Source organism: Deinococcus sp. (assembly GCF_018260405.1).
Lineage (GTDB): Bacteria > Deinococcota > Deinococci > Deinococcales > Deinococcaceae > Deinococcus.
Map to the genome: position 1 here is coordinate 1 of NZ_JAGLBG010000013.1, position 24811 is coordinate 24811.

17 protein-coding genes are annotated in these 24811 nt (G+C 61.5%); 13 read left to right on the plus strand and 4 right to left on the minus strand.

The features are described 5' to 3' along the window. Window positions 1–487: 487 nt before the first annotated feature. Entirely contained in the window at window positions 488–2587 is a 2100-nt protein-coding gene (locus tag QZ269_RS03260) for a DNA gyrase subunit B (RefSeq protein ID WP_291424266.1), read from the minus strand. Between the two features lie 269 nt (window positions 2588–2856). On the opposite strand from QZ269_RS03260, the gene QZ269_RS03265 reads away from it, so the two are divergent. From QZ269_RS03265 to QZ269_RS03285, 5 genes are all read left to right on the plus strand, one after another. Then, complete coding sequence (locus QZ269_RS03265; RefSeq protein ID WP_291424267.1) at window positions 2857–4914, plus strand: vWA domain-containing protein; 2058 nt, start codon at window positions 2857–2859, stop codon at window positions 4912–4914. 13 nt (window positions 4915–4927) lie between these two features. Then, a complete protein-coding gene (locus QZ269_RS03270; RefSeq protein ID WP_291424269.1) occupies window positions 4928–5419 on the plus strand; it encodes a hypothetical protein in 492 nt (163 codons plus the stop codon). 262 nt (window positions 5420–5681) lie between these two features. Then, window positions 5682–6059, plus strand: coding sequence for an NADH-quinone oxidoreductase subunit 15 (locus QZ269_RS03275; protein WP_291424302.1), 378 nt, complete (start codon window positions 5682–5684; stop codon window positions 6057–6059). Between the two features lie 131 nt (window positions 6060–6190). Continuing rightward, window positions 6191–7513 (plus strand): MFS transporter, encoded by a 1323-nt coding sequence (locus tag QZ269_RS03280; protein WP_291424271.1) that lies wholly within the window; start codon window positions 6191–6193, stop codon window positions 7511–7513. Between the two features lie 85 nt (window positions 7514–7598). Beyond that, window positions 7599–8108, plus strand: coding sequence for a pyridoxamine 5'-phosphate oxidase family protein (locus tag QZ269_RS03285; protein WP_291424273.1), 510 nt, complete (start codon window positions 7599–7601; stop codon window positions 8106–8108). A gap of 359 nt (window positions 8109–8467) precedes the next feature. On the opposite strand, the gene QZ269_RS03290 is transcribed toward QZ269_RS03285, so the two are convergent. After that, complete coding sequence (locus QZ269_RS03290; protein ID WP_291424275.1) at window positions 8468–8959, minus strand: DUF4142 domain-containing protein; 492 nt, start codon at window positions 8957–8959, stop codon at window positions 8468–8470. Between the two features lie 193 nt (window positions 8960–9152). Here QZ269_RS03290 and QZ269_RS03295 point away from each other — a divergent pair, with 193 nt between their 5' ends. From QZ269_RS03295 to lon, 8 genes are all read left to right on the plus strand, one after another. Continuing rightward, window positions 9153–9962: an enoyl-CoA hydratase-related protein gene (locus tag QZ269_RS03295; RefSeq protein ID WP_291424277.1), complete on the plus strand. Its 810-nt coding sequence runs from the start codon at window positions 9153–9155 to the stop codon at window positions 9960–9962. A gap of 3 nt (window positions 9963–9965) precedes the next feature. After that, a complete protein-coding gene (locus QZ269_RS03300; RefSeq protein WP_291424279.1) occupies window positions 9966–11054 on the plus strand; it encodes a phosphohydrolase in 1089 nt (362 codons plus the stop codon). Between the two features lie 303 nt (window positions 11055–11357). Next, entirely contained in the window at window positions 11358–13082 is a 1725-nt protein-coding gene (locus tag QZ269_RS03305; protein WP_291424281.1) for a VanW family protein, read from the plus strand. A 271-nt stretch (window positions 13083–13353) separates the two neighbouring features. Next, window positions 13354–13935 carry a xanthine phosphoribosyltransferase gene (gene xpt, locus QZ269_RS03310; RefSeq protein ID WP_291424283.1) on the plus strand — a complete coding sequence of 194 codons (582 nt, stop codon included), beginning with the start codon at window positions 13354–13356 and terminating at the stop codon, window positions 13933–13935. A gap of 124 nt (window positions 13936–14059) precedes the next feature. Then, window positions 14060–15622, plus strand: a complete 1563-nt coding sequence (locus tag QZ269_RS03315; protein ID WP_291424285.1) for an acyl-CoA carboxylase subunit beta — start codon at window positions 14060–14062, stop codon at window positions 15620–15622. 241 nt (window positions 15623–15863) lie between these two features. Beyond that, window positions 15864–16487, plus strand: coding sequence for an ATP-dependent Clp protease proteolytic subunit (gene clpP, locus QZ269_RS03320; RefSeq protein WP_291424287.1), 624 nt, complete (start codon window positions 15864–15866; stop codon window positions 16485–16487). Further along, window positions 16484–17689: an ATP-dependent Clp protease ATP-binding subunit ClpX gene (gene clpX / locus QZ269_RS03325; RefSeq protein WP_291424289.1), complete on the plus strand. Its 1206-nt coding sequence runs from the start codon at window positions 16484–16486 to the stop codon at window positions 17687–17689. Before clpP ends, clpX begins: the two co-directional genes overlap by 4 nt. Before the next feature lie 150 nt (window positions 17690–17839). Then, on the plus strand, window positions 17840–20275 hold the full coding sequence (lon, locus tag QZ269_RS03330; protein ID WP_291424291.1) for an endopeptidase La: 2436 nt from the start codon (window positions 17840–17842) through the stop codon (window positions 20273–20275). Window positions 20276–20492: 217 nt separating this feature from the next. Here lon and QZ269_RS03335 read toward each other — a convergent pair whose 3' ends face one another. Then, window positions 20493–21746, minus strand: a complete 1254-nt coding sequence (locus QZ269_RS03335) for a type IV pilus twitching motility protein PilT (RefSeq protein WP_291424292.1) — start codon at window positions 21744–21746, stop codon at window positions 20493–20495. Between the two features lie 313 nt (window positions 21747–22059). Then, complete coding sequence (locus QZ269_RS03340) at window positions 22060–24720, minus strand: type II/IV secretion system protein (protein ID WP_291424294.1); 2661 nt, start codon at window positions 24718–24720, stop codon at window positions 22060–22062. Between the last annotated feature and the right edge of the window lie 91 nt (window positions 24721–24811).

Consider the following 24811-nt stretch of genomic DNA (forward strand, 5'->3'; position numbering starts at 1 on the left):
AGGTCGCTAGGGTAAGCTGCGCGTTCCACCGTTAAAGCCTAAAACATTTCCCATGGTTAGGGCCTCAGACAGCCTCTAAACACGAGCATGACACTTCAGCAACATGTTCAGGATTTCCATTGCGGCTTATCGGGCGCTCTGGGAAGATTCCAAGAAGTACGCTCCGGCCCAAAGCGTAGATACCGTTGCGAGCGTGACCCGGCCCCTCATACGGGCTTATACGAACTGCCGCCTTTTTCGTTGATAACCCGCCCAGCCACCTGGCGGCCAACTCCACGTCCGGAACCCGTTTCTCTCCTGCTGGCCCAGCGGCGCAGCTCTAAGAGTCCGTAAATTGCACCCAGTTCTCGGCTTGCTAGCCTGATAGGTTCTAGGGCATTGCCAAAAGACGTTGCCTGGTGGCCTGGCCCCCTCCCCCGTTGCCCCGCCAGGCCCTCTCCCACAAGGGGGAGGGTCAACAGCGCAAAACATTCTTATGTCAAATGCTCTAAACGCTGATCTCGGCGAAGCGGGCATTGTCGCGGATGAAGTCCTTGCGCGGCAGCACGTCCGAACCCATCAGAGCGTCGAAGACCTCGTTGGCGATGATCAGGTCGTCGATGCTCACCCGCTTGAGCACGCGCGTTTCGGGGTTCATGGTCGTTTCCCAGAGCTGCTCGGCGTTCATTTCCCCCAGGCCCTTAAAGCGCTGAATCTCGTACTTCTTGCCTGCCTTGTTTGCCTCCGCGACGTGCTCCTTGAGTGCCTCGTTGGTAAAGAGGTACAGGCCCTTGTTGTTTTTGGTCTGCGCCCCGACAGTCATCTTGTACAGCGGCGGTTGGGCGATGTACAGATAACCCTGCTCGACAATCGGGCGCATGTACCGGAAAAAGAAGGTCAGCAGCAGGGTAGTGATGTGCCCGCCGTCCATATCGGCGTCGGTCATGATCACGATTTTGTGGTAGCGCAGGTTGCTGAGGTCAAAGTGCATCCGGTCCCCAGTGCCTTCCACACCCGCGCCGATGGCCCCGATCAGGCTGCGGATTTCAGCGTTCTTGAGAATCTTGTTCAGCTCGGCCTTTTCTACATTCAGAATCTTGCCGCGCAGGGGCAAAATGGCCTGGAACCGGCGTTCGCGCCCACCTTTAGCGCTGCCGCCTGCCGAGTTCCCTTCCACGATAAACAGTTCGGACTCGGCTGGGTCTTGCGACGAGCAATCGGCCAGTTTGCCGGGTAGATCCTCATTGTCAAGCGGATTAGCGCGGCGCACCAGGTCACGGGCCTTACGGGCCGCGTCGCGGGCGCGGGCAGCCTCGGCGGCCTTTTCGATGATTGTTCTGGCAACCTTAGGATTTTCTTCAAGAAATTCGGCAAACTTCTCGCCCACGATGGCGTTGACTGCCGTCTGCGCTTCACTATTGAGCAGCTTGACTTTGGCCTGCGACTCGAACTGTGGGTCGCCGACTTCCACGCTGACCACGCAGTAGATCCCTTCGAGCAGGTCGTCGCCGCTGGGCACAGGGTTGCCCGACTTGATCAGGTTTTTAGACGCTGCGTATTTGTTCAGCACGCGGGTGTAGGCGGTCTTGAATCCGGTCAGCGGCGTGCCGCCGTCGCGGGTGCGAATCATGTTCGCGTAGGTCAGAATGTTGTCGCTAGAATACGTGTTGGCGTGAATAAAGGCCACGCGCACGTTCACGCCGCTGTGGTTGCCACTCATCATGATCGGCTGGTCGTACAGCAGCTTTTCGCTGTCGGTGACCAGGGCGCGGGCGAAGTTAGCGATGCCGCCCTTTTCGTGCAGCACCTCTTCCATGATCTCGCCGCCGTGCAAGTTTTTACGCTCATCGCGCAGCACGATCTTCAGGCCGGTCAGGTAGGCCAGTTCGCGCATGCGGCGGCGAATCCGGTCATATTCAAAGACGTTATCGAATTCCTTAAAGATGGTCTGGTCGGGGTGAAAGGTTACTTTGGTGGCCCACTTCACGTCGCTGGGAGTATCGCTCAGCACTTCGAGGGGCTGGGTCAGGACGCCGCGCTCGAAGCGGATGTGGTGTAGCTTACCGCCCTTGTTGACCGTCACGTCAAGGTAGGTCGAGAGGGCATTGACCACCGTGCTGCCCACACCGTGCAGGCCGCCCGAGACCTTGTACGCGCCGTCACCAAACTTGCCCCCGGCGTGCAACTCGCTGAAGATCACCTCGATGGCGGGGCGGCCCTTACTTTTCATGATGTCCACGGGAATGCCGCGCCCATCGTCGGTCACGGTGGCGCTGCCGTCCTCGTGCATGGTGATCTCGACCTCGGTGGCGTACCCGGCCAGGCCCTCGTCGATGGCATTGTCAATGATCTCGGTCAGCAACTGGTGGTAGCCGTCGACGCCGGTGCCGCCCTGCACGTACATGCCGGGGCGTTTACGCACGGCGTCCATGCCTTCGAGCACGCTGATGTCAGCGGCGGTGTAGTCAGCCTTGGCCTGCTCACGGGTTTCCTCGACCTGCGGCTGGCGAACATGCAGCGTCCCGTTTTCTGATGTTTCGGTTTCTGGCGTTTCAGTTGCGCTGGCCGCCTGGGTCTCGGGCAGTTTCTGATCTTCGGTCTGGGTCATGGTGCTCCTGATCTACGGCCTGAAGCCGCGTGGATCGTCAATCATTGAACAGAGGGCCGCACATTACGGTCCCCTTGAGGCTTCCAGTATACTATCGCCAGTGAAATGGGTCAAGCTTATTACGCTATGGACAGAATAAATCTCCCGTTTCTTGTAGGGTGGAGCAGATGAAAAACGCCGTTCTACTGGCTGTTTTGTCTGGCGTCTCAGCCGGGGCCAGAAAAGTGCCGCTTCCGGTTACGGCGCCTGACCGTCAGAATGAGAGGCCGATGCGTGTCCTCCCTCGCCGCCGTAAGCCGCTGTACGGCCCCCTTCTGGGCCTGGCCCTCTGTGCAGGATGTTGTGCCGGAAAGGCCAGCGCCCTGACGCCCGCGCCGCCCAGCATAAGCTGCGCGCTGCCCAGCGGCCCCCTGCCGACCCGTACCCGCGCTATCTTCTTGTTAGACACCAGCGGCAGCATGCGGGGGTTAGGCGACGGCAAGGCTGACATTTTCAAAGAGGTCAAGCAGGCGATTCTGGCCTACGTCGAAAGCGTCAAGCCCGACCAGCTGGAGGTTATGACCTTCGACAGCGGGCTGCACCAGCGTAAGAGCTACCAGCTGCCCGGCGATCAGACCCGGCTGATCAGCGACCTGAAGGCACTGACCGCCGAGGGCAGCAAGACCTATCTGTACAGCAGCCTGAATGCCGCCCTCAGTCCCCTCAAGAGCGACGGCGCATTTATGACCAGCGTGTACGTGCTGACCGACGGCATAGACAACGAGGTCGGCGGCAAGGTCACAGCGCAGCAGGCCATCTCATCGTTCAAAAACCGTGGGCCGCTCGACAGCCTGACCTACATCGCGCTGGGCACGGCCATTCCTCAGGAGGCGCAGCAGGCCATTTTGCAAAGCGATTACGCCAGTGGCCTGACCATGCCCGTGGGTGGTGTGCCCGATCTGGTTGGCGACGGTATCGGCACCGAGCGGGTTATTGTTACCGACGCCAGCCGTGTGCCCGCGCCCTACGCCGACGGCACGCCTCTGAACCTGTCCAGTCATGTAAGTGGGCTGGACCTGCTTGACCACACGGCGCACGGGGGCGTCGCCAGTCTGCGTGCCCCGGCGCGGCTGCCCTACGGCACGCCCGCGCTACTGTGTGCCCCGCGAGCCATAACGCCCGGAGCCAAACTGATCGGGGGCCGCCCACGCTACACCCTGCTGGAGCTGAACCTGGGGCAAGAAGGCACCGGCATGCGCTGGCTGAACCCCGGCGCCGACCGCGCCCTGAACCCCGGCGAAAGCGTGACCCTGCGCTACTGGGCGGCCCCGACCCTCAATCTGGAAGGCCCGCTGGTCGGGCTACACCTGCCCGCCGGAGCCAACGGGCTGGATGGCAGCGTCGAGCGGCTGCCCAGTTCGCGCTTTTTCACTGTGCGGCTGCGGAACACCGGCAGTCAGGTGAGCCAAAACATCACCCCGCGCCTGATGCTGGGCAGTGGCCGTAGTGTGGAGCTGCCCGCCATCTCGGTCGGTACTGGAACCGCTCCGGCAGGCACGCCGCCCAACGTGCTGGCCCCCACCGAACCTGACCCCAGCGTGCAGGGCAGGCGCGGCGTTGCGGCCTGGAAAATCGGGCTGCTGGCGCTGGTCTTGCTAGGTCTGGCGCTGCTGGGCTTCGGGCTGCTGCTGCGGCGGGCGCGGCGTCCCCGCAAACCGGTGGTGCCCCAGCTGATTGGCACGGCTATTCCAACGGTCAAGGGAATCGAGTACGGCGAGGACCGGCTGCTTTCGCTGGTGTCGGACAGGGGCGAGGTCAGTTCGGTTCAGACGCCGCTGGGCGGCCCCTTCGACCTGGGGATGCTGGCTAAAGTGCCGCTGCTGAGCGGAATGCGGGCCGAGCAGAATCTCGACGGAATGCGGCTGCTCAACATTCCCGCCGACATCGAGGTCAGCCAGGGCACCCGCCTGCTGCACGCGGGCGACCTGATCCGGCCCGGTACGCTGCTAGGCGTGGCGATTGCCCAGCGTGCCCGCGCTCCACACGCGCCGCTGGGGTCGCTGGTGGGCCTGGGGCTGCCGCTGACGCTGAGAACCGAGGGCGTTACCTTGCATGTCTGCGGGCCATACGGCGTTCACGCCCTGATGATTCATCCGGGGATTACCGATCTGGGCGACGAATTCCGCGCTCCGGCGCTGACTGGCCTCAAGGTCAGTGTCAGCGGGCCGAACATCCTGCTGGCCGACTTGCCGCACGGCATGACCATCACCCGCCCCGGTGAGGACGCGCCGCTGCGCCCCGGCACCTACCTGCCCGCCGAGAGTCTACTGACGCTCCCGGAAGCTTAAGGACGCCCCCATCATGGACTTTCTGAAACTGATTCACGACCTCGAAATCCCCAACCTGTTTCCGCAGCTGCCGCCACTGCTTCCCACGCCACTGGCGCTATTCACCTTTGTCCTTTTCGTGTGGAGCTTCGGGCCCGCGCTGAAAACGCAGGTGCGGTTCGGCTTTCTGGTGTGGCTGCGCCTGACGTGGGCGGCGTTCTTGCTTCCAGCCGTTACGGGGGTGATTCTGGCGGTCGGTGGGCTGAAGGTCGCCAGCGCCACCGATGTCGGCCACGGCCTGACCCGGTACGGCTACAAGGTAGACCCTGTGCGCGACGGCGAACACCTGATGTACACGGCTTTTGCCCTGGTCAGCCTCTACCTGATTGAGATGCTGATCAAGGGAGGCATGATCGAACACAAGAAGGGCCTGAAATACCTGCCCGCCGTAACGCTGTTTCTGTACGGCGCTGCTTACATGGTCGGGCGAGTGGCGGTGTTTCCGGGAAATAACGTGGGCCACTGAACTCAGGATTTCGGGGTGGCTCATTGCACGCTGAACAATTTTGGTAGATGTACGGCTCGGTCGGGGCGAGGTTTCCCTCCACCCTTGCGGGGGCTTTAGCTGGTTGCACGGCGGGTTTTGGCGCTTTTCCCAGACCCGCATCACTGTAGCCGGGAGCTCCCTAGAAGGTCAAAAAAACCTCTTCCACGCAAAGTGGGCGGCGTGGAACTGCCCCCGGAACGCAGCAGATGCACTAGACTGCCTGCAAATGGCACAGTCGAATATGGAGCACGGAACTAAGGCGGCGCTGTATACCCAGTGGGTCGAACTGCTCGGCTGGATTGACGCCGAGGCAAACGCACGCGGCCTGACGTTCCACAAGGTGGCCGACTTTCCGGATTACATCTACCGCATGGAACGCCCCTATGACCTGCCAACCACCGTCATGAGCGTCAGCGTCAGTGCAGGCCGTCAACCGCTGATGGTGGCGGCAGTCAGCCCGCGCCATGTCGATTTGGGCGGCGTCAGTCTGCGGCTGATGGGCGGCAGCAAACACTGGCACCTGCACGCCGGAACGCGCGGGCTGCTAGAAGGCAAGCGGCCCTTTACCCGCGAGCGGCTGGGGCAATTGCTTAACGGCGCTGTGAGCGGCGCGGCCTGACTGGGCACCACTTGATGACTGGGCACCTGATAGACGCCCCGAAGCGGCCGCACCTGCTGCGCTCTCGTCTCCCCGGTCGGCCACGGCTTAAGCGCGTCGCGTGCCGGGTCACTGCTCTAGACTTGGGGAAGATGACTCACCTGTCTGCGCCGCCTTCCGCTGGGTCTCAGCCGCCCGGCTTACCTGTTCCCCAGTTCCCTGATCCGCAGCCCCCGGTTCCCAGTCCTTATGTCCTGTCGGCCTTCTGGTTCGGCACGGCCTTTCACTGGCTGGTGCTGCTGCTGATCCTGATGCCCGCCAACGTGGTGCATTTTGTCGGTGACGCGCACAAGGGCACCTACCTGGGTCTCCTAACGGGAATTGGCGCGATCATCGCTCTGGCCCTGCCGCCCCTGATCGGCGCACAGAGCGACCGCACCGGCAGGCGGCTGCCCTACATCCGGCTGGGGGTCGGGGTCAATCTGGCGGGGCTGGCGGTTATGGCGCTGGCGGTGACTTTCCTGAGCGGTCTGAGCGGCTTTTGGGTATACGTGCTGGGCTTCATGCTGGTGCAGTTCGGCAACAATTACGCGACTGCGCCCTACGCGGCACTGATTCCGCAACTGATCCGGCCTGAGACGCGGGGCAGGTACAGTGGCGTGATGGCGATGCTGCAAGCCAGCGGGCAACTGCTGGGGGCCGTTTGCGCCCTGGTGATCGGGGCCTTGCACCTGCCGACCCTGGTTTCTTTCGTGATGGTCGCGGTCTTTTTGTTGGTGCCCGCGCTGGTCACGTTGCGGGGCGTTCCGGCCAGTGCCGATCATCTGGAAGTGGCCGCTGCCAAAGCCCCGGCCATGAGCATCCGGCAGCTGTTCGCGCATCAGCCTTTTCTGTGGGTGTTTCTGACTCGGGTGCTGTTTTCGTTGGGACAGTACAGCGTGCAGCCCTTTTTACAGTATTACAACAAAGACGTGCTGCGGCAGGTCAACCCTGGCGACGCGACCAGTAAGATGCTGGCCTGCATCATTATTGGCAGCATCTTCTCGGCGCTTATCGGGGGACGCCTCAGTGACCGCACCGGGCGCAAACCGGTCATCTACGTAGCCGGGGGAACGATGGCCCTAGCCGCCGTTTTGCTGCTGTTCGCACCCAGTTTCGCGGTGGCGCTGCTGCTGGCAGGCCTGTTCGGGTTGGGCTTCGGGGCCTTTACCAGCGTGGACTGGGCGCTCGGCAGCGACGCCATGCCCAGCCAGAGCAGCTACGCCCGCGACATGGGCATCTGGCACGTTGCGTTCACAGCCCCGCAGCTCAGCAGTGCGCCGCAGGGGGCCTTGCTCGACTGGGGCAACGCACGGGGCGCAAACTTCGGCTACACGCTGGTCTTCGGTATCGCCGCCGTTTTCTTCATCCTGGGAGTGCTGCTTGTTCGCAACGTTCCCGAAAAGGTACAGGCGCCAAAAGCCGCCGGAGCTTGACCGTTTTTTTAGACAATCTGAGGGCTTCCTTAAAAGGGTGGTCTAGGCCCATATTTAGGAAGTATCTAGGCTTCAGAGTAGAGTCATGAGCGAACAATCCAGCCAGCAGCCCACGCGTGAAGAGGCCGTCAATATCATCGCAGGGTTCATCAAGGACATCAAATTTGCCATGCTAAGCACCGTCAATGATGCGGGCCATATCCACGCCCGCCCGATGACGACCCAGCAGCAGGAGTTCGACGGCGACCTGTGGTTTCTGGGGGCCAAAGACAGCGAGTACGCAGCCGACCTGAAGAGCCGTCCCCAGGTGAACGTCAGTTACGCCTCGGCGGAAAAGGGCGAATTCGTGAGCATCACTGGCACCGGCGAACTAATTGATGACCGGGCCAAGCTTGACGAACTGTGGAGCGATTTTTACAAGGCGTACTACCCCGAAGGCAAGGAAGACCCGAACATCCAGCTGATCAAGGTTAGCGCCCACGGAGCCGAATTCTGGGAAAGCGAAGGCAAGGCCCGCAGCATCTTTGAACTAGCCAAGGGCATGCTCAAGCACGAGCAGGCCAATATGGGCCAGAACGGCACCGTCAAGCTCTAAGTCCATAGGTCACTCAGGGCCGTCTGTGTGACACTGTTCAGCAGCGCACCATCTAGCCCGCATCCTGAACAGCATTCAGGCAGGTAGCACCATCAAGGCCAATGGATACGCGATTTACGCCGGGAGGCCCGCCACACACGCACACGTCACCATAGTTCACGGTGACGTGTGTGTGTGGTGCTTGCTCTGCCCGTGTCCATATTCCTAGAGGGGCCTCTAGCCGCGCTCGCTGGTGGCCCCCCAACTTGGCCTTCTTTCAGGCCACGCACAACATTTCTGTTGCCGGTTTTGACTGCTAGATCTGAGATTGACCCTAGTTCTGACCTCAGCTCTCCGGAATCCGGACTGAGCCGCTTAGTTCAACGCGGCAACTGGAGAGCGTGATCCCAGTGCATGCGAACCGTGGGTTTGGCGGCGCTGATCGTGTTCTGCAAGACCGGGTTGGCCTGCCTCGCCCGGCTGTACTTATCGAACAGCTGGTAGGTCTCGTTATGCGACTTGATCATCTGCTGGCGGTAGACCGTATTGAAATGGCGACCGGAAAGGCGCAGGTTCCTGAGCATATCTGCCTGCTTATACGTCACGGTCTTGGGGAGCGTCATCGCGGAGTCGGCCTGAGCCACAGCCCATTTGACGTTTGCGCCGAGTTTCCGGTGGTCACGCAGCATCATGTTGGCGTAGTAACGGACATCCGGAGCAGCACTCATCCGCAGGGCTAGGCGGGCTGCTTGCATCTCATAGTTGTTGCCACGAACGGCGTTGGCAAGAAAAACCCGGTCTGTCCCGGTCAGGCCAGCAGCCGAGGCGGTAGCAAGAGAACTGAGCAGCACCAGCGAGAGTATTTTTTTCATGTCTCTACCATGCGCCGGAAGTTTCAGGAAAAGGTGATCTGTGAAGCGTGCTCGCCTTATCTCTCATCTCATGTGACCTGCAGCCTAGCTGAGCAGCGGTCGAAGCCGTCCTGCCGGTAGTTTCACAACGCCAGATCAACACGCAGGCCCGGCAAATCACGCCCCGCAAACACAACTGCACTAGCATAGGGTCATGACCCAACATGATCTGCTTCTGGATGAGTTCGACTTCGAGAACATCACGCTCGACCAGCACGGCCCACTGGTGGTACTGACAGTGAACCGTCCCAAGGCCCTCAACGCCCTGAACGGCGAAACCATCGGGGAGATTTCGCAGGCGCTCGACATGATTGCCGACAATGCCGAGATCAGCGCCCTGATCATCACGGGCGGCGGAGAAAAGGCGTTTGTGGCGGGGGCCGACATCAGCGAACTGGCTGCCGTAGACGGCGTGTATGGGGGCCGCGAGGTGTCGCTCGCCGGGCAAGACCTGATGAACCAGGTCAGTACCCTGCCCATTCCGGTCATCGCGGCCATCGGAGGTTTTGCGCTGGGCGGCGGCCTGGAACTGGCGCTGGCCTGCGACGTGCGTGTGGCTTCGCCTAAGGCCAAATTGGGCCTGCCAGAAGTGACGCTAGGCCTCATTCCCGGCTACGGCGGCACGCAGCGCCTCGCACGCCTGATCGGGGCGGGGCGGGCACTGGACATGATGCTCACGGCGCGCCAGGTCGGGGCCGAGGAAGCCCTGAGCATGGGCCTGGTCAATTATGTGGCCGACGACGCACTAAGCAAGGCGCGGGAGGTGGCCGAGCAGATGATCAAAAATGCCCCGATTGCCCTATCGCTGGTTAAAGAAGCGGTGCGGCGCGGCCTGGACACCGGGCTGGACGCGGGCCTGGAAATCGAGGCCGACCTGTTTGGCATGGTGGTGGCGACCAAGGACTTCCGCGAAGGCACCAGCGCCTTCCTGGAAAAACGCAGGGCCGACTTTAAAGGAGAATAAACCGTGACCGAGCAGAGGGGGCCGAATGTGGCAGGGGGCAGCGCTCAACCCCAGGCCACCGAAGACGGCCAGAAGTTCCGGCTAAGCGTATCCGGCGGCAATATTCAGGAGGTCGGGGGTCAGCCGGGCGCAGCCGCGACACGCACCATCGAATTTGCCACGCCCCGCGCCAAACTGATCGACGAGGCGAGCGCGGCGATTCGGGCTGATCTGCGCGACTATCCCCGGGCGCTGGCCGCTTACGAGGCCCTGCGCGGCGACCCCGAGGCCCTGGCCCACTGGGACATGTCGAACTACATCACCATGCGTAAGCTGGGCTACAACGACCACGGGCGCGTCCACGCCTTCATCACGGGCGCGGCGAGCATGGCCATCACGCAGCTTCTGCTAGACGGCGGGGTCAAGGGCGACCTCATGGAAAGTGGCATTGGCGACGCAGATGATACCTTTCTGGCGGTCATTCTGGGTACCATGCTGCACGACATCGGCAACCAGATTCACCGGGTAGGCCACGAGGCGCACGGGGTGATGCTGGCGCTGCCGATCATCGACCGGATTATGGGGCCGCTGTACCCCGATCCCTTCAAGCGCACCAAAGTCCGGTCTTTTATCCTCAGCTGTATCAATTGCCACGACCTCAACCCGCCGCCGCTGACCATCGAGGGCGGCATCACAGCGGTGGCCGACGGCACCGACATCACCAAGGGGCGTGGGCGCAAGGCTTTTGCGCTGGGCAGCGTGGACATTCACTCGATCAGTGCGCTGGCGGTCGATCAGGTGGTCATCGAACGGGGCCACCGCACACCGGTGCTTATCGGCGTCACCATGAACAATTCCGGCGGCATCTTTCAGGTCGAGGAAATCCTGGCCCCCAAAGTCATCCGCACGCCGCTGCGCCAGTTTGTCGAGCTGCGGGCCACCACCCGGCCCGGAGGTGAGGAACGAATTCTGTCACGGGTACGGCTTGACGGCGACCATTTCGTGATGGACCTGGGGGGCGGTGAACACGTCGCCGTCGAGGTGGCGGACACACAGAAAAAAGTCGCTCAGGCCATCGCCCAGAATCTGGGTGTGGGCGCCGAAAGCCGATGATAAGGCGCTCTTGGCTACAGTTGCGCGGGTCTGGCAAAAGCGCCTAAGCCCGCTGTGCAAGCAACTCTGGGCGGTTCACTTTTACCGAGGGCTGCTTAAGGGCAAGCGAGTGAAAGCGACCTTCCTGGCTACTCATCCCATGGTGGCGACAGGCGCCGGTCTACCCTCCCCCCTCGGTTGACGCTTTGCCCCGCAGAGCATAGGATGCCGAAGTCTTCCAAACCTTCCAGCCGACTTTGAGTACAGAGCCGGTGTGGTCTTGTTCACCATGAGTCAGCTCCGGGTCTATACACTGGAGAACTGATGACGTCTGGAACGAGGTACGGATTAGGTGCGGCAATAACGGTAGCGCTGCTGGGCGGGGCGCTGGCGGTCGGGGTGGCCGGGCAGGACAACGGCAAACTTGCCCCCGGTCTTAAGGTGGGTGGCGTGGCAGTCGGTGGCATGACGCCGGAACAGGCGGCCACCGCAGTAGCGCAGCACAATCCGGCTCCACAAGTCACGGTCAAGGCCGCCGACCAGAGCTGGACAGTGCCAGCCACCACATTGGGCTGGAGCGCCGATGTTCAGACGCCCGTCAAGGCCGCGCAGCAGTACACCGCCCAGCGCACCCTGCTGGAGCGTTTTCAGGGTATGTTGGGGCAGGGCAAGGCGCAGGACTTCGCCGTAAAGACCAGTGTGGATCCCGCAGTTGCCAGGGCGACGCTGGAAAAAATGACCGGTACTCTGGGCACGCAGCCCAAAAACGGTGCGGTGGCTTTTGACAGCCGCGCCATGAAATATGTCGTCACCGTTCCGGAAACGCCGGGTCGTAAACCCGACCCCGACGCCGCCGCGCAGGCGTACGCTGCCAATCCGGCGCAGACGACCCTCAGCGTTCCTATGACCACCTGGCAGGCCAGCAAGGGTGGGCAGAAGCTCGAAGACCTCGCGGCGCTGGGCAACAAACTGATGCGCCCAATGACAGTCAAGCTGAACGGTACCAACCGGGTGGGCAGCCTGGGAGCCTTGCAACTTGCCAACTTCTACTGGGTCAAACCCGAGGGCATTGTGCTAGATGACAAGGCCATCAAGGACGCCTTCAAGGGCATGATGACCTACATTGACGAACCGGCCAGAAACGCCCGATATGCTTGGAAAGACGGCAAATATGTCAAGGTCAGCGAGAAAGCGGGCCGCGTGACCGATGAAGCCGCTGCGATTGACGCCTTCAAGAAGGCCATCGTCGATCCGGCGGCCAAGACGGTGATCTTTCCCTCGAAGGCGGCCCAGCCCGAAATTACCCTGGCTAACTTGCCCGACCCGGCGGGCCTGCAACTCATTTCGCGCGGCGTCAGCACCTACTACCACAGCAGCCCCGAGCGGCGCATCAACGTCGCCAACGCGGCCCAGAAGATTGACGGGGCGATGGTGCCTGCCGGTGGGGTGTTCAGCTTCTTGCAAAACCTGGGCGGCATTTCGCCCGATAACGGCTTCGTGGGCGGCCTGATTATCAGCGGCGGTCGTACCGTGGATGGCCTGGGCGGCGGCGTATGCCAGGTCAGCACGACCACTTTCCGGGCGTTGTACTCGGCAGGTCTGCCGGTGGTCGAGCGCAACCAGCACTCCTACCGCGTGGGCTACTACGAGCCGCAGGTCGGCTTCGAGGCCGCCGTGTACGACCCTGGCGTGGACCTCAAGTTCAAGAACGACACCGGCGGCCCGATTATGCTTAAGACCATCAACTACCCGCGCCAGAGCCGTCTGGTGGTCGAGGTCTGGGGCACCGTCAAGCCGCAGCGCAGCGTGTATGTCAGCCCCGCGACCATCCTGTCGCGCACGCCGCACCCGGCCCCCAAGTACGTGGTCAGCCCCAAGCTGCGCCCCGGACAGGTCAATCAGGTCGACTGGGCCGCCGACGGCTACAACCTCTACATTACCCGCACTATCAAAGACGCCTCGGGTACCCACCAAGACCGCACCAGCACGTCCTACAAACCCTGGCAGGCAGTCTACGAGGTCGGCCCCGGCACCCGCATGGGCGGCTAAACTCCAGCTTGCATACGCCGGGACATCCGCTGAGGTGTTCCGGTTTTGGTCTGCTGCCTGACGCTCGGCGGCGCCCTCTGGCATACGGATTCCGCTCAATTCTGGTGCAGTTGGGAAGCGGGCAGGCCCCATCCTGGGTGCCGTTCTGACCAAGAAGCCGTTTTGGTCAAGACAGAGAGTAAATCCAGAAGGAGCATTGAGCGCAGTGGGGGCATTTAGGGCGCTTCTCCCCGAGGGCCGTAATTCTGCCTAATGCTCTAGACTCGCCTGCATGCAATCACTGGTCGAGGCCATCAAGGAACAGGGCGTGATTCTACCGGGCGGCTTTCTTAAGGTCGATAGTCTGGTTAACCATCAGCTGTTGCCGCACCTGACGCGTGAAATGGGGGTGCGCTTCGCTGAGTATTTTGCCCCGCTGCGGCCTAACAAGATTCTGACCATCGAGGTAAGCGGCATCGCTCCGGCTATCAGCGCAGCCATGGAACTGGGCGTGCCGATGGTCTATGCCCGCAAGAAAAAGCCGCTGACGATGAAGGAACCGGCCTTCCGGGGCGAATCGGTCAGCCGCACCAAGGGCGGGGCCGTTGACCTGTTTATCAGCAGCGAGTTCCTGGGGCCGGATGACCGTGTGGTGGTTATCGACGACTTTCTGGCCTCGGGCGGTACGCTGCGGGCGCTGCACGGCATGATCGCCGAAAGTGGGGCGCAACTGCTGGGCATCGGCTGCGTGGTCGAAAAGCAGTTCGAGGAGGGCCGCCGGAATCTGGCCGATCTGAACGTGCCGGTTCATACCCTGGCCAACATCGTGCGGATGAGTGAGGCCGAGGGCATCGTGGTCGAGCGGGGAAGATAAGCCTGAACACCGCCAAGCTGGAAGGTGGCCTTCTGCCCGCTGGTGAGTGAACGGAAATTCAGGCCCGCGAGTGCCCCTTAGACGTTTCGCGCATGGCCTATTGTCCGTTTAGATAGATTGAGGCATGACACAGACGAATATTGAACTTCAGGAACTAATTGCCAAGATGGAACAGCGCCGCAGCAAGGTCGAGCTGGGCGGCGGCGAGGAGCGGCAGAAAAAACAGCACGAGGGCGGCAAGCTCACGGCCCGTGAGCGCCTGGAAAAACTGCTCGACCCCGGCAGTTTTCTGGAACTCTCGACCTTTGTCGAGCACGGGCGCAACCGCCTGATGGAAGGCATCGAGGCTCCGGGCGAGGGTGTGGTCACGGGGCGCGGCACCATCAACGGGCGGCAGGTGTTCATATTCAGCCAGGATTTCACGGTGCTGGGCGGCTCGCTGGGCAAGATGAACGCCAGCAAGGTCACCAAGATCATGGATCTGGCGGCCAAGACCGGCTGCCCAGTCATCGGGCTGAACGACTCGGCAGGGGCGCGGATCCAAGAGGGCGTGGACAGTCTCAGCGGCTACGGCGAGATTTTTTACCGCAACGCTATCTACTCGGGCGCGGTCCCGCAGATCAGCGCGATCCTGGGGCCGTGTGCGGGCGGCGCGGTGTACAGCCCCGCCATGACCGATTTTATTCTGATGAGCAAGGGCACCAGCTACATGTTCATCACCGGCCCGGAGGTCATCAAGTCGGTCACGCGTGAAGAAGTGACCTTCGACACGCTGGGCGGCGCAGACGTGCATACCCGCAAATCCGGCGTCGCGCACCTGGCCTACGACGGCGATGAGGCCGTGCTGGAAGGCGTCAAAGACCTGCTGAGCTACCTGCCGCAAAGTGCGAAGGAAAAGCCCCCCGTCAAGGAAACCAGCGACCCGGTTGACCGCCGCAACGACAAGCTGCTGGACATCGTCACACCCGACCAACGTAAGCCATACCCAATGGTCGACGTGATCCGCGAACTGGTGGACGACGGCACCTTTCTGGAAATTCAGCCGGACTGGGCCAAGAACATCATTGTCGGCTACGCCCGGCTGAACGGGCAAAGCGTGGGCATCGTCGCCAACAACCCCAAGAGCATGGGCGGCAGCCTGAACATCGACGCCAGCGACAAGGCCGCCCGTTTTATTCGCACCTGTGACTGCTACAACATCCCCATTCTGACTCTGGTCGACGTATCGGGGTTTTTGCCGGGCGTGCAGCAGGAATACGGCGGGATCATCCGGCACGGCGCAAAGATGCTGTACGCCTACGCCGAGGCTAGCGTGCCCAAGATCACCCTGATTACCCGCAAAAGCTACGGCGGCGCGTACCTCGCCATGAACAGCCGCGATATGGGGGCCGATGTGGTCTTTGCCTGGCCCACCGCCACCGTCGCCGTGATGGGCGCGGAGGGGGCCGCTAACATCGTGTACCGCAAGGAAATCAAGGAGGCCGAAAACCCAGCGGCCAAGCGGGCCGAACTGGTCGCTGACTACAAGGACGCCTTCGACAACCCTTACGTGGCTGCGGCCAAGGGCTACATCGACGACGTAATCCCAATGGAAGACACCCGCCGTGTACTCATTCAGACCTTCGAGATGCTGCGTGACAAGCAAGAAGCCAGGCCGTACAAGAAGCACGGGAATATCCCGCTGTAAACGGGAAAATGTTTTAGGCCGTGCGGGTGGGCAGCCCTTCTGCGGGTGAGTTCTCTGATCTGGCTACGTCTCTGTGCTGGCTACCGTCTCCGTGCTAGCTACGGCTACGTCTCCGTGCTGGCTGGTACCGCGCAGAGCGGGGTCACTGTCCGGTTCGGGCGTGGCCTGTCTCTGTAGGAGTAGCCCACGCCGGAAAACGCCCCCACCGTCCCCACTTTTCTAAAGCCGTGTCCGTGCGATAATGGAGGTTATGAGTGTGATTCCCTACGTGATCGAACAGACCGGACGCGGCGAGCGGTCTTATGATATCTACTCGCGCCTGCTCAAAGACAGAATTATTTTTGTGGGCACACCTGTCGAGTCCCAGATGGCGAACAGCATAGTGGCCCAGCTGCTGCTGCTCGACTCCCAGAACCCCGAGCAGGAAATCCAGATGTATATCAACTGCCCTGGCGGCGAGGTCTACGCGGGCCTGGCGATCTACGACACCATGCGCTATATCAAGGCCCCCGTTTCAACCATCTGCGTGGGCATGGCCATGAGCATGGGCAGCGTGCTGCTGATGGCGGGCGACAAGGGCAAGCGTATGGCCCTGCCCAACAGCCGCATTATGATTCACCAGGGTTCGGCGGGCTTCCGGGGCAACACCCCCGACCTCGAAGTGCAGGCCAAGGAAGTGCTGAACCTGCGCGACACCCTGATCGAGATCTACCACAAGCACACCAGCATTCCGCACGAAAAGCTGCTGCGTGACATGGAACGTGACTACTTCATGTCGCCCGAGGAGGCCCTGAAGTACGGCCTGATCGACCAGGTGATCGAGCGAACCCGCGACATAGGCAACCCCACTGGAGGCGAAGAATGACCAAAGCCGGAGACCGTTGCTCGTTCTGTGGACGGCAATACCCCCAGATCGCCCAGTTGATTGAAGCGCCGGGCCGCGTGGCCTTTATCTGTAACGAGTGCACCGAGCGGGCTTTCGACCTGGTCAAGCAGCAGCGCAAGGCAGGCAGCGAATTCAAGATGGAGGAACTGCCCACGCCTAAAGAAATTAAAGCGTACCTTGACGAGTTCGTGATCGGGCAGGACGAGGCCAAAAAAGCGCTGGCTGTAGCAGTGGTCAGCCACTATCAGCGCCTCTCGCACCCCGACGTCAACTTGCAAAAAAGCAACATCTTGTTGGTCGGCCCCACCGGGACGGGCAAGACGCTGCTGGCCCAGAGCCTCGCTGAGATGCTCGAAGTGCCTTTTGCCATTGCCGACGCCACCACCCTGACCGAGGCCGGATACGTAGGCGACGACGTGGAAAACGTGATCGTGCGCCTGTTGCAGGCCGCCGAGTACGACGTGTCAGCCGCCGAGCGCGGGATTATTTACATTGACGAGATTGACAAGATCGCCCGCAAGTCTGAAGGCACCAGCATCACCCGCGACGTGTCGGGCGAGGGCGTGCAGCAGGCGCTTCTTAAGATCATCGAGGGCACGGTCGCGCAAGTGCCGCCGCAAGGGGGCCGCAAGCACCCGCAGCAGGAACTGGTGCAGGTCAACACCAAAAATATTTTGTTCATCGTCGGCGGAGCGTTTGACGGCATGGGCGAAATTGCCCGTACCCGCACCAACGTGCGTGCTCTGGGCTTCGGGGCCGAGCACAAGGGTGAGACCAAAGAGGAACTGCGCTTCTTGCCTGAAGACCTCGTGAAGTTCGGGTTGATTCCCGAATTCGTAGGCCGTCTACCGCTGGTCGTGCAGTTGCAAGACCTCGACGAGGAAGCTCTGGTACGCATTCTCACCGAGCCGCAAGGCGCGATTGCCAAGCAGTATCAGGCCCTGTTCAACTTTCAGGACGTGGACTTGACCTTCACCGAGGACGCCCTTAAGGAAGTGGCCCACCGCGCCAAGGAACGCAAGACCGGGGCGCGTGGCCTGCGCGCAGTACTCGAAAAGGCCATGACTGACCTGTTGTTCGAGCTGCCCGTCGAGGGCCTCAAGGAACTAAGATTCGATGCCGAGAGTATCGATAACCCACTTGGCTTACTTGAGTCTAAGGGACTCAAGAAGTCTGCTTAAACGCAACCTAGATTACAGCCTATCTCCCGCCCGGTGCTTAGAATTCCCGAACCACCGTAAGCGGGGGGTAGGTTTTTTTATTTCTTCCGCGTTAGACTTTAGTATTCCCGCTCCAGTTTTCCGGCTGGGCGCGGTCACCAAGGAGCAAACATGATCTGGGAACTTCCCGTAGTTGCACTGAGAAATATCGTGATCCTTCCGGGGGTCACCATGAATGTCGACGTGGGCCGCCCCAAGAGCAAGCGGGCCGTAGACGAGGCGCAGGCCTCTGACCGCCGCGTGCTGCTGCTGACCCAGCGCGACGCCCGCACCGACGACCCGACGCGCGGCGAACTGTTTGAAATGGGTGTACTGGCCGTGGTCAAGCAGGTTGTGCGGATGCCCGACAATACCTATCAGGTGCTGGTTGAGGCGCAGGAACGGGCCAAAGTGCTCGACGAGGTGCCCAGCGCCTACATGCGCGTGCGGGCCGAAACGCAGCCCACGCCCACCGACGAGAGCCGCGAAATCATCGTGCTGGCCGGTGAGGTCAAGTCAGCCTTCGAGGAATACCAGCGCCAAAACAAAAATCTGCGCCTGGACAACTATCAGCTCGAGGGCCTTAAAGCCCTGACAGACAACGGAGCGCTGGCCGACCAAGTGACCCACCACGCGACTTGGACCCCCGAAGAAAAGCAGGATGTCCTGGCGGCGGTGGGCCTGCGCGAGCGCCTGGAAGCGGTGCTTAAGCTGCTGAGCCGCGATACCGAGCGCTTCAACATGGACAAGAAGATTGCCGGGCGCGTGAAAGAGCAGATGGATGCCAACCAGCGCGAGTACTACCTGCGCGAGCAAATGAAGGCGATTGGCAAGGAACTTGGCGGCGGCGAGGACGGCCCCGCCGAAGTGGACGCCCTGCGCGAGAAGATCGAGGAAGCCGGGATGCCCGAATCGGTCAAGGAAAAGGCCCTCAAGGAGCTGCAACGCCTGGAGCGCACGCCCGGCGGCAGCCCCGAGAGCACTGTGGTTCGCAACTACATCGACTGGCTGGTCGATGTGCCCTGGAGCAAGCGCGACGAGGAAACGCTGGATATTAGCCGCACCCGCGACATCCTCGACAGCGACCACTACGCGCTGGGCGACGTAAAAGACCGCATCCTCGAATTCCTGGCCGTGCGCCAGCTGACCCACAAGGAAGGCGAAACCGAGGAGCAGCGCCGCGAGCGCACGGCAGAGGAACGCACCGACGATGCCGAGCTGCGTGCCCCGATCCTGTGTCTGGTTGGCCCTCCCGGCGTCGGCAAGACCTCGCTGGGTAAAAGCATCGCCCGCAGCCTTAACCGCAAATTCGTGCGGATGGCGCTGGGTGGCGTGCGCGACGAGGCCGAAATCCGGGGGCACCGCCGCACCTACATCGGCAGTATGCCGGGCCGCATCATTCAGGCTATGAAGACGGCGGGCGTGACCAACCCGATCATCCTGCTCGACGAAATCGACAAGATGAGCAGCGACTGGCGCGGCGACCCCAGCAGCGCCATGCTGGAAGTGCTGGATCCTGAGCAAAACCACACCTTCCAGGATCATTACCTTGAAGTGCCCTACGACCTCTCGCAGGTGATGTTCATCACGACCGCCAACAGCTTGCAGACTATTCCGCGCCCACTGCTGGACCGCATGGAAGTTATCAATATCCCCGGCTACACCCAACCGGAGAAAGTCGAGATTGCCCGGCGCTACCGCGTGCCCCGGCAGATCAAGTCGCATGGCCTGCTTGGCAAATTGGAAATCAGTGACGCTGCCCTTAACCGCATTGTCGAGGAATACACCGCCGAGAGCGGCGTGCGTAACCTCGACCGCCAGATCAGCAAACTGAGCCGCAAGGCCGCCCGCGAACTGCTCGAAAAGCCCTGGCAAGGCGTGCGTAACATCGACGCGCCGCAGATTCCCGACTTCCTGGGCATTCCGCTGCACCGCCCTGACAAGATGGAAAAAGAGCCGCAAGTGGGTGTGGCGCAGGGTCTTGCCTGGACCAGTGTGGGTGGCACCCTGCTGCTGGTCGAGGCACTGGCGACTCCCGGCACAGGCAAGATCAGCATGACCGGCAGCCTGGGCGACGTAATGAAGGAAAGCGTGGGCGCGGCGGTCGCCTATCTGCGGGCCCACGCCACTGAGTACGGTGCCGATCCCGATTTCCACAAACATATGGATCTGCACGTGCACTTCCCAGACGGTGCGACGCCCAAGGACGGCCCCAGCGCGGGGATTACGATTGCCACCGCAGTCATCAGCGCCATTACTGGACGCCCGGTGCGCCTCGACGTGGCTATGACCGGCGAGATCAGTCTGCGCGGGCGGGTGCTTCCCATCGGCGGCCTCAAGGAAAAATTGCTGGCGGCCCACCAGGGCGGAATCCGCGAAGTCATCTTTCCCAAAGACAACGAGCCGCACCTTCAGGACGTGCCCGAGAGTATTCGCGGCGACCTCAAAATTCACGCCGTGGAACGCGTAGGCGACGTACTCGACCTGCTGCTGCTGCCCAAGCCTGAAGCCGAGCAACCCACCATTCCCCCGGCGCAGGGCCAAAGCACGAACCAGCCCGGAGCTTAAGCTAAGCCAAGAAAAGCCAGAAGAAGAGGAGGTGGAGATTGTTCTCCGCCTCTTCTCTTTGCATGATTATGGTCAGTGTGGCTATGGTCAGCTTGGATGTACTTTTGGGCAGCTTTAGGAGTCTGTACCGCAAAACCCGTATCAAACTAGTCCGCCACGGCGCAAGTCCCGCCATTGGGGCGGCCCAACAAGTACACACAGACTTCTACGCAATGCTTTAGCGTCTGCCAAAGCCGCTGGGACCATTCCCGGTGGCTGCTGCGGGCGTGGTGGCCGGGGTCCCAGTGGTTCCGCGCCCCAGACCAGCCGAGTCGCGGCCCGTGCCGGACTGCGCTCCTCCTCCCGAGGTAAAGCCTCCTGCGGGGGGCGGCGTATGGCTGCCAGCGGCCCCCACGTTGACCGAGGCGTCGTTAGCCAGACGGGTAAATTCTTTGGGATCCACCGCGCGTTCCAGGCCATTATCGAAGCTGATAACGTGGCGGCGGTACAGGTTGGCAAGGTAGGCGTCCATGGTGATCATGCCCTCACGGGCCCCGGTCTGCATGACGCTGGTAATCTGGTAGGTCTTGCCTTCGCGGATAAGGGAACGGATAGCCGGGTTGGCGATCAGAAGTTCATAGGCCATGACGCGGCCAGGACCGTCGGCGCGGGGAATAAGCTGCTGGGTCATGACCGCGACCAGGTTGTTGGCGAGCTGCACGCGAATCTGGGCTTGCTGCTCTTCCGGGAACACGTCCACGATACGGTCGATGGATTCGGGGGCGCTGTTGGTGTGCAGCGTGCCCATCACCAGGTGTCCGGTTTCTGCGGCGGTCACGGCGGCCTTGATCGTTTCGTAGTCACGCATTTCGCCCACTAGAATCACGTCGGGGGCCTGGCGCAGTACCGCACGCAGCGCGTTCTCGAAACTGAGGGTATCGGCCCCGATCTCGCGCTGGTTAATCACGCTCTTTTTGTGCTGATGCATGAACTCGATAGGGTCTTCGATGGTCATGATGTGCATGTTCTTGTTCGTGTTGATAAAGTCGAGCATCGCCGCCAGCGTCGTACTTTTGCCTGAACCCGTCGGCCCGGTGACCAGCACCAGTCCACGCGGCGCGTTGGCGATATCGACCACGGTCTGGGGCAGGCCCATTTCCTCGGCGCTCTTGATAATGGTGGGAATCAGACGCATGACGCCGCCCACATTGCCGCGCTGCATAAAGACGTTCACGCGGAAACGGGCCTTTTCACCCAGCGCAAAACTAAAATCCAGCTCGCGCTTTTCCTCGAAGGTGCGCTGCTGGCGCTCGTTCATCATCGAGTACATCAGCTTGCGGGTATCGCTCGGGGCCAGGTCGGAAAAGCCCTGCGAGTCGTACTGCCCAGACAGCTTGAACTGGGGCGGGCGGCCCACGGTCAGGATCACGTCGGAGGCGTTCAATTCGGCGGCGAGACGCAGAATATCGGTAATGTCGGCAGCTTGGGTCATGGTCACTCCAGAAGAGAAAGGTAGGTCGGGTGAGCGTAAAGCCTTATACGGATTCCGATTGATTCGGTGCAGTTCTGAATCAATCCGAGCGGATGTGAGTAGGAACAGCATACGGGTTTCGCGGTATGGAGCCACAGACGGCGATTTTCCGACTGTGGCGGAATTTAGCGGAATCCGTATTAGAGCATTTTGCAAAAAGATGGTGCTCTTTTGACCATCTTTTTGCCGAGTGGAACGAGTGAAAAAAGAGCAAGGCGTAGAATGAAGGGGGCGGCGGCGTTTTTCCGACGTGCCCATCATTCGCAGAACTGCTCTAGCTCGCGGTGACGGCCAGCACTTCTTCGAGGGTAGTCATTCCCTGAAGGGCTTTCTCGATACCGTCTTGGCGCAGTGTTCTCATGCCGCTTTGCTCGATGGCGGTGTCTTTGATGTCGGCGGCGGCCTTGCCTGAGTTGATCGCCTTGCGAACGGGGTCGTCGACGATCATCAGTTCGTGAATCCCCATACGGCCCTTGTAGCCGGTACCGCCGCAGCGTGGGCAGCCCGCACCGCGCATCAATTGAGCGCCGCGCAGCTCACGCTCGGTGATACCGAGTCGGCGCAGCACATCCGGGTCGGCGTTGGTCGGGGCCTTGCAGTCGGAACACACCCGGCGCACCAGACGCTGGGCCAGCACCCCCGCCACCGCCGCCGAGATGTTGAAGCTCTCGACGCCCATTTCTTCCAGACGGGTAATCGCTCCGGGGGCGTCGTTGGTGTGCAGCGTCGCCAGCACGAGGTGGCCCGTGAGGGCGGCTTCTACGGCGATTCCGGCGGTTTCGGTATCCCGGATTTCCCCCACGAAGATGATGTCGGGGTCTTGTCGCAAAAAGGCTCGCAGGGCTTTGGCGAAGGTCATGCCCGCCGCGTTGTTGACCTGCGACTGGTTGATGCCCGGAATCTCGTATTCCACCGGGTCCTCGATGGTGGTGGTGTTCTTGTCCGGGCGGGCAATGCGCTTGAGCGTCGAGAAACTGGTGAACGATTTTCCCGAACCCGTCGGCCCGGTGACCAGAAAAATCCCGTTGGGGCGCTCGATGATGTCCATGTAGCGCTGAAGGTTGTAATCCGAAAAACCGAGCTGCTCGATTTCGGGAATGTTGCTGGCCTTTTGCAGCAGACGCATGACGGCTTTTTCGCCGTACACGGTGGGCAGCGTCGAAAGACGAAGGTCGAGGTCGATGCTGCCTTTCTTGAAACGCACACGACCGTCCTGCGGAATGCGGCGCTCGGCGATATCGAGCTTGCCCATGATCTTGATACGGGCGAGTACGCTGGCGGCGGCGGCTTTGGGCAGGTCGGGCTGTTCGCGCAGTGAACCGTCGATGCGGTAGCGGACTTTGACCGCCGAGTCGGTGGGTTCGATATGAATATCGCTGGCGTCTTGAAGGGCCGCTTCACGAATCAGCTGATCAACGACCTTGACCACGGCGTTGTCGTCCATCCCGGCGCTCAGGTCAACGTCTTCTTCCCGGCTAGAAGCGTCCTTACGCAGCTTTTCGTTCAGCTCGGCCATGCCGCTAGTGCCGTAGTAGCGCTCGATCAGGCGGATGATGTCCTTCTCGGACATGACGGCTGGAATAATTTCGCGGCCCGTGATCAGTTTCAGGTCGTCAAGCGCAAAGACGTTGCGCGGGTCTTTCATGGCGACGACCATCGCGTTCCCCTGGAGGCGCACCGGAATAACGCCGTAGCGCCGCGCCGTGGCTTCCTGAATGTCGCTCTCGGCGACCACCTTGGCGTCGGGCGGATTCTGAACCGGGTCGAGGAATTCGTAGCCCAGCTGCGCCGCAAGACTGCGGGCCAGCATCTCGGGACTTAGTTTGCCCGACTGCACCAGCGTGTCTTCCAGGCGTCCCCCACCAGCGTTTTGCTTTTGCAAGGCGCTGTCTACCTCTTCAGGCGACGCGAAACCCAGGTTCAGAATAACTTCGCCCAGCGGCTTGACCTTGCCTTCACGGGCCTGCACCTGAAGGGCCTCACGCAGCTGCGTGCGCGAGAGCGTGCCCTGCTGCACCAGCGCTTCACCCAGGCGGCCCCGCTGCGGGTAATATTCCTCGATCAGCCGTTCGACTTCACGCGGGCGGGCCAGCATCAGCTGAACGGGGCGGCCCACCAGGGCTTCGATATCGGCGCGTTTGCGCGGGTCGCTGGTCACGACCAGCACCGCCGAATCGGTTTCGTCAACCGGCACGGCGGCGAGGCGCAGGGCGTCGGCACGCAGCATAGCCCCCAGAATTTCTTCCGAGGGATTGAAGCCGCCCGGAGTCTGAAGGTAGTTCAGGCCGTGTTGCTCGGCCAGGGCCTTGTACAGCTGCTCTTCGGTGATGACCTTCTGGCTAACCAGAATGCTCCCGAGAGCTTCCCCGGTCTGCTGCTGCGCGTCGAGGGCGACTTCCAGCTGGGCCTCCGTGATTAGCGACCCGGCGATCAGAAGCTGCCCGATGCGGCCCGAGGTTTCGCTGCTGATCGCCGGGAGCTTGATGTCCAGCTTTAGTTCGGGGTAATGGGTCGCGATGGCCCACATAACCTCTTCGCGCAGCGCCTGGTACGGCTCGATTTCCAGGCCGCTGTCGTCTTCCAGGGCCTCGATGGCGTAGCTTGACAGGGGGTCGACCAGCGCTACACGCAGCTTGTCACCCTCCAGGCCGAACGGAAAAGCCTGAACGCTCAGGGCAGTCTGGGCATTCACTGCGGCCAGGGCGTCGGGTTCCGGGTTCACCACGGCCAGACTGACCAGCGGAATCCCCAACGCTTCTTCGATGGCGCGGGCAATGCGTTTTTCGGCCACCACGCCGGAATCGATCAGTACGTCGGCCAGTCGCCCACCCACTTCCGAGTGACGGGTGAGCGCCTTTTGCAGTTCGGAGTCGTTGAGATACCCCTGTTCGAGCAAAATGGCACCGAGCCGCCGATCACCAATTGAAAGAGCCAATGTTATCCCTCCAGATTCTGGGTTAAGCGCGGCGACCCGGTCTGAGGCGCACGAACAATCCCTGATGGTCTTAACCTAACAGTGAGGTTGT